The 10283-nt window shown below is 67.9% G+C and carries 11 protein-coding genes; 1 reads left to right on the forward strand and 10 read right to left on the reverse strand.

Annotated features, from left to right (window positions below):
- Positions 1-147: 147 nt before the first annotated feature.
- The gene (locus MPE_RS15605) at positions 148-1341 is read left to right on the forward strand and encodes a M20 aminoacylase family protein (RefSeq protein ID WP_011830668.1); all 1194 of its coding nucleotides are present in this window, start codon (positions 148-150) and stop codon (positions 1339-1341) included.
- A 32-nt stretch (positions 1342-1373) separates the two neighbouring features.
- Here MPE_RS15605 and MPE_RS15610 read toward each other — a convergent pair whose 3' ends face one another.
- From MPE_RS15610 to MPE_RS15655, 10 genes are all read right to left on the reverse strand, one after another.
- A complete protein-coding gene (locus tag MPE_RS15610; protein WP_011830669.1) occupies positions 1374-2003 on the reverse strand; it encodes an HAD family hydrolase in 630 nt (209 codons plus the stop codon).
- A complete protein-coding gene (pgi, locus tag MPE_RS15615; protein ID WP_011830670.1) occupies positions 2000-3637 on the reverse strand; it encodes a glucose-6-phosphate isomerase in 1638 nt (545 codons plus the stop codon). The genes MPE_RS15610 and pgi overlap by 4 nt, the downstream gene beginning before the upstream one ends.
- A complete protein-coding gene (tal, locus tag MPE_RS15620) occupies positions 3637-4587 on the reverse strand; it encodes a transaldolase (protein ID WP_011830671.1) in 951 nt (316 codons plus the stop codon). Before tal ends, pgi begins: the two co-directional genes overlap by 1 nt.
- Positions 4588-4669: 82 nt before the next feature.
- Positions 4670-4951, reverse strand: a complete 282-nt coding sequence (locus MPE_RS15625) for an STAS domain-containing protein (protein WP_011830672.1) — start codon at positions 4949-4951, stop codon at positions 4670-4672.
- A 6-nt stretch (positions 4952-4957) separates the two neighbouring features.
- Positions 4958-5587 (reverse strand): MlaC/ttg2D family ABC transporter substrate-binding protein, encoded by a 630-nt coding sequence (locus MPE_RS15630; RefSeq protein ID WP_011830673.1) that lies wholly within the window; start codon positions 5585-5587, stop codon positions 4958-4960.
- Between the two features lie 150 nt (positions 5588-5737).
- Positions 5738-6526 (reverse strand): MlaA family lipoprotein, encoded by a 789-nt coding sequence (locus tag MPE_RS15635; RefSeq protein ID WP_011830674.1) that lies wholly within the window; start codon positions 6524-6526, stop codon positions 5738-5740.
- Complete coding sequence (mlaD, locus tag MPE_RS15640; protein WP_011830675.1) at positions 6523-7005, reverse strand: outer membrane lipid asymmetry maintenance protein MlaD; 483 nt, start codon at positions 7003-7005, stop codon at positions 6523-6525. The genes MPE_RS15635 and mlaD overlap by 4 nt, the downstream gene beginning before the upstream one ends.
- Positions 7006-7037: 32 nt before the next feature.
- A complete protein-coding gene (gene mlaE, locus MPE_RS15645; RefSeq protein ID WP_011830676.1) occupies positions 7038-7820 on the reverse strand; it encodes a lipid asymmetry maintenance ABC transporter permease subunit MlaE in 783 nt (260 codons plus the stop codon).
- Positions 7817-8656, reverse strand: coding sequence for an ABC transporter ATP-binding protein (locus MPE_RS15650; RefSeq protein ID WP_011830677.1), 840 nt, complete (start codon positions 8654-8656; stop codon positions 7817-7819). The genes mlaE and MPE_RS15650 overlap by 4 nt, the downstream gene beginning before the upstream one ends.
- Positions 8657-8780: 124 nt before the next feature.
- Positions 8781-10247 (reverse strand): glutamate synthase subunit beta, encoded by a 1467-nt coding sequence (locus tag MPE_RS15655; RefSeq protein WP_011830678.1) that lies wholly within the window; start codon positions 10245-10247, stop codon positions 8781-8783.
- Positions 10248-10283: the final 36 nt, after the last annotated feature.

Here is a 10283-nt window from a genome sequence, read left to right on the forward strand (position 1 = left end):
GTCCTCCCTGCCGCCCGCATCTCGGCCGGCCCGGCATGGAGTGTGCCTCGTGCCGGCCGAGGCTGCAGAACGACCCTGCCGCGGCTGCGTCGCCGGGCGCGGCATTACCATGCCGAAGTGGAATCTTCGCCCGCTGGGGAGACGCCGATGCAGTTGATCGAATCCATCCTCGCCGACAGTGCCGCGGTCACCGCGATCCGCCGAGACCTGCACGCCCACCCCGAGCTGTGCTTCGAGGAGCGCCGCACCGCGGACGTGATCGCCCGCGCCCTGGGTGACTGGGGCATCCCGGTGCACCGCGGGCTGGGCACGACCGGCGTGGTCGGCATCGTCAAGAATGGCTCGTCAGACCGCGCGATCGGCCTGCGTGCGGACATCGACGCGCTGCCGATCACCGAGCACAACACCTTCCCCCACGCCAGCCGCCACGCCGGCAAGATGCACGCCTGCGGCCACGACGGTCACACCGCGATGCTGCTCGCGGCCGCCCAGCATTTTTCCAGGCACCGGCATTTCGACGGCACCGTCTACCTGATCTTCCAGCCGGCCGAGGAAGGCGGCGGCGGCGCGCGCGAGATGATCAAGGAGGGCTTGTTCGAGCGCTTCCCGATGGAGGCGGTGTTCGGCGCGCACAACTGGCCCGGGCTGAAGGTCGGCCAGTTCGCGCTGAAGACCGGTCCGGTGTTCGCGAGCAGCAACGAGTTCCGCATCACCATCCAGGGCAAGGGCGCGCACGCGGCGATGCCTCATCTCGGTGTCGATCCGGTCCCGGTGGCCTGTCAGATGGTGCAGGCCTTCCAGACCATCATCACGCGCAACAAGCGCCCGCTCGACACCGGCGTGATCTCCGTGACGATGATCCACACCGGCGAGGCCACCAATGTCATGCCCGACAGCTGCGAGATCCGCGGCACGGTGCGCACTTTCACGACCGAGGTGCTCGACCTGATCGAGCAGCGCATGAGGACCATCGCCGACGCCACCTGCGCGGCCTTCGAGACGCGCTGCCGCTTCGAGTTCTCGCGCAACTACCCGCCCACCATCAACCATGCGGCGGAGACCGCGTTCGCGCAGTCAGTGATGACCGAGGTGGTGGGCGCCGAGAACGTGCTGGAGTTCGAGCCGACGATGGGGGCCGAGGACTTCAGCTACTACCTGCAGCACCGGCCCGGCTGCTATTTCGTCATCGGCAACGGGGACGGCGCGCACCGCGAGGGCGGACACGGCCTGGGCCCGTGCATGCTGCACAACCCGAGCTACGACTTCAACGACGACCTGATCCCGCTCGGGGCAACGCTGTGGGTGCGGCTGGCCGAGCGCTGGCTGGCGACGTCGCGCTGATCGAAAACACCGCGAACGGGCCGCAACGGCGGCTAGAGCCAACCTTCGGCCTTCAGCGCCGCTTCGCAGCCCTGTGGGCTGGTGAAATGCAGGGCCTGCCATCCTGCAGCCCGCGCTGCGGCGACGTTGTCGGCATGGTCGTCGATGAAGATGCTGCGCGCCGGGTCGATGCCGAAGTCGCTTACGGCGCGCTCGAAGATCGCCGGTTCGGGCTTGATCAACCCCACGCGCGCCGAAAACAGGCCCGCCTCGAACCACGCGAAGAACTCGTGGTGCCGCTCCAGGTAGTCGGCATAGGGTGCGGGCATATTCGACAGGTAGTAGAGCGGATGCTTGGCCTCGCGCAGCGACCGCATCAGGGCCAGCGTGCCGGCCTGCACCTCCAGATGCGGTGGCACGGCCTCAACGACGGCACGCACCTCGTCGTCGGCCAGACCTGTGCGCGCCGAGATGCGCGCCACCAGTTCGTCGGTGCCGACCGTGCCGCGGTCGAACGCGGCCCAGTCGCTGCCCAGCCGGAAACCCTGGAAGATGCGCTCGGCCAGGGATTGCGAGGCCTCGGCATCGCCGGCGTGCTGAGGCAGCACCTGCTGCAGCAGCTGCAGCGGCTGCCAGCGGAACACGACGCCACCGAAATCGAACACCACCGCGCGCTGCGTCATGGCGTCCCCAGCTTGCGCAGCAGGCCGACGGTCGAACCATCGAGACCGCTCGCGTCGCCCGTCGTCAACCGCGGCAGAAGTTCACTGCACATCGCCTTGCCGAGCTCCACGCCCCACTGGTCAAAACTGTTGATACCCCAGACTGCGCCGCTGGTGAAGACGCGATGCTCGTACATCGCGATCAGCGCGCCGAGCGTCGCCGGATCGAGGCGCTCCAGCAGCAGCGTGGTGCTCGGTCGGTTGCCTGGGAAGCTGCGGTGCCGCGCCAGCACGTCGCGCGGCATGTCGGCTGCGGCCGTCGGGGCCCGCTCGGCCAGCGCCTGTGCCTCGCTTTTACCCGCCATCAGCGCCTGGGACTGCGCCAGGCAGTTCGCCAGCAGCTTGCGCTGCTGTTCGGCCAGCAATGGCTGAAGGGCCGGCGGCAGATCGAGGTGTGCATGGCTGGTATCGCGCACGGCGATGAACTCGACCGGGATCACGTCGCTGCCCTGGTGCAGCATCTGGAAATAGGCGTGCTGAGCGTTCGTGCCCGGTTCGCCCCAGACCACCGGCGAGGTCGCGAACGGCAGCGGCTCGCCGTCGCGGTCGACGCACTTGCCGTTGCTCTCCATCTCGAGCTGCTGCAGATAGGCCGGCAGGCGGCGCAGGCCCTGGTGATAGGGCGCGACGCTGCGGCTCGTCAGCCCGTGGAAGTTGCGGTACCAGACGTCGAGCAGGCCCAGCAGCACCGGCAGGTTGCGCTCCAGCGGCGCCGTCGCGAAATGGCGATCCATCGCATGGGCGCCGCCCAGCAGTGCGCGGAAGTGCGTGGCACCCAGCGCGATGGCCACCGGCAGGCCGATGGCCGACCACAGCGAGTAGCGGCCGCCGACCCAGTCCCAGAAGCCGAAGGCGGTGTCGATGCCGAAGGCCACCGCGGCGTCGACGTTGGTGGTGGTCGCGACGAAGTGGCGAGCGATGTCGCGTCCACCGCGCGCCAGGAACCAGGCCTTGGCCGTCTCGGCGTTGGCCATCGTCTCCTGGGTGGTGAAGGTCTTGGACGCGATGATGAACAGCGTGCTTTGCGGATCCAGCTGCGTCAACAGCGGCGCGAGCTCGTGGCCGTCGAGGTTGGAGACGAAATGGCTGCGCAGGCCGGCCTGCGTGTAGGCCTGCAGCGCGGGCACCGCCATCTGCGGGCCGAGGTCGGAGCCACCGATGCCGATGTTCACCACATCGGTGATGCCACTGTGCGCGGTGTCGCGCACGCGCTCGGCAAAGGCCAGCATCGCATCGAGCGTCGCGTGCACCTCGCTGCCGTGGGGCGCTGCGTCGCGCGGCGCCCGCAGCGCGGTGTGCAGCACGGCGCGGCCTTCGGTGTTGTTCAGCGGTGCGCCGGCGAGCATCGCGTCGCGCCGCCCTTCCAGGCCGACCTCACGCGCCAGACGCAGCAGCAGCGCCAGCGCGGGCGCATCCAGCCAGTTCTTCGACAGATCGGCGAACAAGTGGGGGGCCTCGACACCGAAGCGCTCGAAGCGCCGCGCATCGCCGGCGAAGGCGGTGCGCAGGTCGAAGTTCGCGGCCGACGCGGCGAAATGCGCGCTCAAGTCCGCCCAGGCCGCCGTGCGGTCGCCACGCACCCAGGAAGCGGACATCACAGCGCCTGGATCAGCCGGTCGAGCTGCGCGGCGTCGACCGCGAAGGCACGGATGCCCTCGGCGAGCTTTTCGGTGGCCATCGCGTCCTCGTTGAGTGCGTAGCGGAAGCTCGCCTCGTTGAAGCTCAGCGCCTTGGCATCGCAGTGCAGCGCGGCATCGACGTCGAGTGCCCGCATCACCGTCGCCTCGCTGGCCTGCAGCTGGGCCAGAAGCTCCGGCGAGATCGTCAGCAGGTCACAGCCCGCCAGTGCCAGGATCTGCCCGGTGTTGCGGAAGCTGGCGCCCATGACCTCGGTCTCGATACCGAACTTGCGGAAGTAGCGCCAGATCTGCGCCACCGACTTCACGCCGGGATCATTGGCACCGGCATTGGCGGCCTCGTCCCAGCGCGCGCCGGCCGCCTTCTTGTGCCAGTCGTGGATGCGCCCGACGAAGGGCGAGATCAGCCGCACGCCCGACTCGCCGCAGGCCACCGCCTGGCAGAACGCGAACAGCAGGGTCAGGTTGCAGTGGATGCCGTGGTGCTCGAGCGCCTTGGCGGCCTGGATGCCTTCCCAGGTGGCGGCGATCTTGATCAGCACGCGCTCGCGAGCGATGCCCTCGGATTCGTACAGCGCCATGATGCGCTGGGCCCGCGCCACGGTGGCCGCGGCATCGAAGCTCAACCGGGCGTCGACCTCGGTCGAAACGCGTCCCGGGACGACGTTGAGAATTTCGCAGCCGAAGCGCACCAGCACGCGGTCGACGATCGCGTCGAGCGGCTGGCCGCGGTGCGCCGCGGCAGTCTGCGCCAGCAGCGGCGCATAGGCCGGCTGGCTGACGGCCTTCAGGATCAGCGACGGGTTGGTGGTGGCATCGCGCGGCGCGAAGGCCGCGATCTGCTTGAAGTCGCCGGTGTCGGCGACCACGGTGGTGTAGGCCTTGAGCTGCTCGAGTTGGCTGGACATGGGCTTCGCGCACGACACGGTCGAGTGAGCGTCGATGGTAAACCGACACCCGTCCCGCACCGCGCCCGCCAGGGCACCGAACTCACGCCTGCACTGGCGAGGGCGTGAGCAAATCGTCGATCCCGTAGAGCCGGGACAGCTCGCTGAGCTTCTCGGGCACGGCCGTCAGCTCGAAACGCTTGCCCCAGGCCTGGGCGAGCCGGCGGCATTCGAGGAGCACGGCCAGTGCCGTGGAGTCGAAGCGCTGCAGCTGCGATCCGTCGATCACCAGCAGCGGCTCGGCCTCGCGCTCCAGCGAGACCTTGAGCAGCCGCAACGTGTCGCGCGCCTCGTTCAGGGTCAGCGTCTCGGGCAGCAGCAGCATGCCCGCTCAGCCCCGGGCGCCAGCGCTCTTGTTGCGCTGGGCCAGTTCGGCGATCAGGGCGTCCATGCCCTTGGCCTTGATGATGGGCATCCACTGCTGCTGGTAGCTCAGGCCGAGGCGGATGCCCAGCACATCCAGGTCGTGGATCTTCCAGGCATCGCCGGTCCGACGCAGGTAGTAGTTGATGGGCACCGGATCGCGCTGGCCGACGATCTTGGTGCGCACGATGACTTCACCGGGGTTGTCCGGACTCTTGACGACCCGGCCGAACTCGATCGTCTGGTCGCGTACCTGCGCAAACGCCGCCGCGTACTGGCGCACCAGCATGACCTTGAACTCGTCCTGGAGCCGGGCGCGCTGGTCCGGCGTCGCCTGACTCCAGGCCGCCTTGCCGGCAGCGAACTCGGTCATGGCGTCGAAGTCCACGTGCGGCAGGATCTTGGCGTCGACCAGCGCGAGGATGCGCTGGGTGTCGCCACCCTGGATGGCCTTGTCGGCCTTGATGGAATCGAGCACCTCGGTGGACACCTGCTTGACCAGGCCGTCGGGCGTCTGCGCCACGGTCTGGGCCAGCGCGACGCCGTGCGCCAGACCGAGGGCGACCAGACTCAGCGACAGGAATTGACGTTTCAGCATGTTTGTTTGCCTTTCAGTGGAAACGACCACGATCGAGCCTTTTGGAGACCGTTTGCGGCGACAAGTTCGCCACGCTACATGACGTTGCAATGAGGTTCAACGCGACGCAGCGCCCGGGGTTTCAGGATCGGGCGCATCACCACGCCGCGCTCAGGGTCGGGCCTGTGGCACTGGCGCACTGGCGGGCTCCGCCGGCGCAGAGGCAGGAGTAGCCGGTTCGTCGGGAACGTAATCCTCTTCGACCGCTCCTGCATCGCGACGCCGGCCGTCCTCCACCAGGCTGCGGCGGCGCTGCAGGTAGGCGTCGCGCACGAAGCTGTACTTGTCGAGCGCGATGTCGTCGAGCAGCCCGGTGGCGTCGAGCAGCCCCGCGCGCGTGTTGATCACGCGCAGGCCGGTCAGCGCATTGCGCAACCGGACCGATTCGACCACCTGGTCCGGCGAGGCCAGCAGGTCGACCGGCAGACCGACCGCATCGCGCGCCGAAGACGGCCCCAGCACCGGGAGCACCAGGTAGGCACCGGCATCGAAGCCCCAGACGCCCAGCGTCTGGCCGAAATCCTCGTAGTGCGGCGCGAGGCCCAGCGCGGAGGCCCAGTCGACGAAGCCGACGAGGCCGAACACGGTGTTCGTGCCGAAACGCATCACGTCGTTCGCACTGTCGCCGAAGCGGCCCTGGAGGATCAGATTGAAGGCCGACCAGACATCGCGCAGGTTGTTGAAGAAGTTGTCGATGCCCTGGCGAGCGACCGAGGGCACAACTTCGCGATAGACGCGCGCCGGCGGCGCGATCAGGTACTGGTCCACCGTCTCGTTGAACGCGAAGGTCTTGCGGTTGAGCTTCTCCAGCGGGTCGGGCTGCTCGACGGTGGCGCAGCCGACGAGGCCGAGCGCCAGGGCCACCGCCAGGATCGCCGATCGACAGACACCCGATTTCACTTCTTCGCTCCCTCGCCGTTGTTCGAGTCGGACGACTTGCTGTACAGGAACTGGCTGATCAGGTTCTCCAGCACCACCGCCGACTGCGTGACGCGGATCTTGTCGCCGGTGACCATCAGCTTCTCCTCAGTGCCTGGCTCAAGGCCGATGTACTGCTCGCCGAGCAGCCCAGACGTGAGGATTTTGGCCGAACTGTCCGCCGGGAAGCCGAAGCGCTTCTCGAGATCGATCTCGACGCGGGCCTGGTAGGTGTCGGCATCGAAGCCGATCGCGACCACGCGCCCGACCACGACACCGGCGCTCTTCACCGGCGCGCGCACCTTGAGCCCGCCGATGTTGTCGAAGCGAGCCGAGACCGTGTAGGTGTCGTCGAAGCTCAGGCTCAGCAGGTTGCCGGCCTTCAGGGCCAGGAACACGATCGCCGCGGCACCGATCATCACGAACAGACCGACCCACACGTCATGCTTGGATTTCTGCATCTTCCTACTCCTGACGGGCGCCTCGTCCGTCGTCAAATCGAGAACATCATCGCCGTCAGCACGAAATCGAGCCCGAGCACGGCGAGCGAGGCCACGACGACGGTGCGTGTGGTGGCCCGGGACACACCCTCCGGCGTCGGTTGGCAGGTGTAGCCCTCCCACAGCGCCACGAACGTCACCGTGACACCGAACACCATGCTCTTCACGATGCCGTTGCCGACATCCTTGAACACGTCGACCCCGCCCTGCATCTGCGACCAGAATCCGCCAGCGTCGATGCCGATCAGCAGCACGCCGACCGCCCAGCCCCCCAGGATGCCGACGGCACTGAACACCGCTGCCAGCAGCGGCATCGCGAAGACACCGCCCCAGAAACGCGGCGCGAGCACCCGCTGCACCGGGTCGACCGCCATCATCTCCATCGCGGTGAGCTGCTCACCGGCCTTCATGAGGCCGATCTCGGCGGTGAGCGAGGTGCCCGCGCGCCCGGCGAACAGCAGCGCGGTGACCACCGGGCCGAGTTCGCGCACCAGCGACAGCGCGACGAGCAGGCCGAGCGCTTCCGACGAGCCGTAGCGCTGCAGCGTGTAGTAGCCCTGCAGGCCGAGCACGAAGCCGACGAACAGGCCCGACACGGTGATGATCGCGAGCGAGTGGTTGCCCAGGAAGTGCACCTGGTCGACCACCAGCCGCCCGCGCCGCAGGGCCGGACCGAAGCTCGCGAGCATGCGCCCGAACAGGCGCGCCGCGGCACCCAGGCCTGTGAGCTGGGCGCGCACCGCGTATCCGACGTCCGACGGGCGGTACCAGCTCATGAGGAGCCCACCTGGAAGTCCTCGTTCGCGCTCGCGGCGGGGTAATGGAAGCGCACCGGGCCGTCGGCCTGGGCGTCGACGAATTGACGCACCAGCGGATCCTCGCTGGCCCGCATCTCGGCTGGCGTGCCTTGCGCGACCACACCGCCGTTGGCAATGAAGACCACCTGGTCGGCAATCGAGAAGGTCTCGTCGACATCGTGCGAGACCACGATGCTGGTGATGCCGAGCGCCCGGTTGAGCTCGCGGATCAGCCGTGCGGCCACGCCCATCGAGATCGGGTCCAGACCCGCGAAGGGCTCGTCGTAAAGCATCAGTTCGGGGTCGAGCGCGATCGCCCTGGCCAGCGCCACACGGCGCGCCATGCCGCCGGACACCTCACTCGGCATCAGATCGCGAGCACCGCGCAAGCCGACGGCGTTGAGCTTCATCAGCACCAGATCGCGGATGATGGCTTCGCCGAGCCCGCTGTGTTCGCGCAGGGGAAACGCCACGTTGTCGAACACCGACAGGTCGGTGAACAGGGCGCCGAACTGAAACAGCATGCCCATGCGGCGCCTCGCCGCATAGAGGCCGTCCCGGCCCAGCGTGGCGAGGTCGGTGCCGTCGAACAGCACCTTGCCGCTCATCGGCTCGAGCTGACGACCGATCAGTCGTAGCACCGTTGTCTTGCCGCCGCCCGAAGTGCCCATCAGCGCGAGCACGCTGCCGCGCGGTACGACCAGATCCACGTCGCGCAGGATCACGCGCTCGCCGTAGCCGCACGTGACATGCTGGAGTTCGACGAGAGCGTTCGGGTCGCGGCCGGGGTTCGACGGCGCTGTTGGACTTGTCATGGGCCGAAGTGAAAAAGCCGAATCAGAGGACCCGGCTTCGCGGATGATAGGGGATACCCGGGGCGCCTGCTGCGCAGCGCCCGGAGGCCGGCCCGTCCGCACGGGCTCGGCGTTGCGGCAGGCCCTAGCGGGGCAGGTCGCTGTATCCCATCAGGAACTCGTCCACGGCGCGGGCGGCCTGGCGCCCTTCGCGGATCGCCCACACCACGAGCGACTGACCACGGCGGACGTCTCCGGCAGCGAACACCTTGGGCACATTGGTCTGGTAGCCCCCGGTGAAGTCGGTCGTCGCCTTGGCGTTGCCGCGGCTGTCCTTGTCGATGCCGAAGGCGTCGAGCACGGTCGACACGGGGCTGACGAAGCCCATCGCCAGCAGCACCAGATCGGCCTTGAGCACCTGCTCACTGCCCGGCACCTCGACCATCTTGCCGCCCTGCCACTCGACGCGCACGGTCTTCAGCGCCGTGACCTTGCCCTTGTCGCCGATGAACTCCTTGGTGGCGATCGCGAACTCGCGCTCGCAACCCTCGTCATGGCTGGAGCTGGTGCGCAGCTTGTACGGCCAGTAGGGCCAGGTGAGCTCCTTGTTCTCCTGCTCCGGCGGCATGGGCATCAGCTCGAACTGCGTCACGCTCTTCGCGCCGTGGCGGTTGCTGGTGCCGACGCAGTCGCTGCCCGTGTCGCCACCGCCGATCACGATGACATGCTTGCCGTCGGCGCGGATCTGGCCCTTGAGCTTGTCGCCGGCATTGATCTTGTTCTGCTGCGGCAGGAACTCCATCGCGAAGTGCACGCCGTCGAGATCACGCCCCGGCACCGGCAGGTCGCGACTCTGTTCGGCACCCCCGGTCAGCACGACGGCATCGAACTCGGCCTTCAGCTGCTCGGGCGACACGATCTCCTTGGCCCAGTTCGTGACCTTCGAGCCTTCCGGCAGGTGACCGACCAGCACCCCGGTTCGGAACACCACCCCTTCGGCCTTCATCTGCTCGACGCGCCGATCGATGTGCGTCTTCTCCATCTTGAAGTCGGGGATGCCGTAGCGCAGCAGGCCGCCGATGCGGTCGTTCTTCTCGAACAGCGTGACGGCGTGGCCGGCCCGTGCGAGCTGCTGTGCCGCCGCCATGCCGGCCGGCCCCGAGCCGACGACCGCCACCGTCTTGCCGGTCTTGTGGCGCGCAGGCTGTGCCTGCACCCAACCCTCGGCCCATGCGCGATCGATGATGGCGTGTTCGATGCTCTTGATGCCGACCGCGTCGTCGTTGACATTGAGCGTGCAGGCGGCCTCGCACGGCGCCGGGCAGATGCGACCGGTGAACTCGGGGAAGTTGTTCGTGCTGTGCAGCACCGCGATCGCGTTCGCCCAGTCCCCTCGGTACACGAGGTCGTTGAAGTCGGGAATGATGTTGTTGACCGGACAGCCGCTGTTGCAGAACGGCGTGCCGCAGTCCATACAGCGTGCGCTCTGGACCTTGGCTTCCTCGTCCTTCAGCCCGATGACGAATTCCTTGTAGTGCTTGAGCCGCTGCTCGACCGGCGCGTAGCCTTCCTCGAGACGCTCGTATTCCAGAAATCCGGTGACTTTTCCCATGGTGTGATGCTCCGTGCGGCCGCTCTGGAAGGCCGG

It is taken from the genome of Methylibium petroleiphilum PM1 (assembly GCF_000015725.1).
In the GTDB taxonomy this organism is placed as follows: domain Bacteria; phylum Pseudomonadota; class Gammaproteobacteria; order Burkholderiales; family Burkholderiaceae_C; genus Methylibium; species Methylibium petroleiphilum.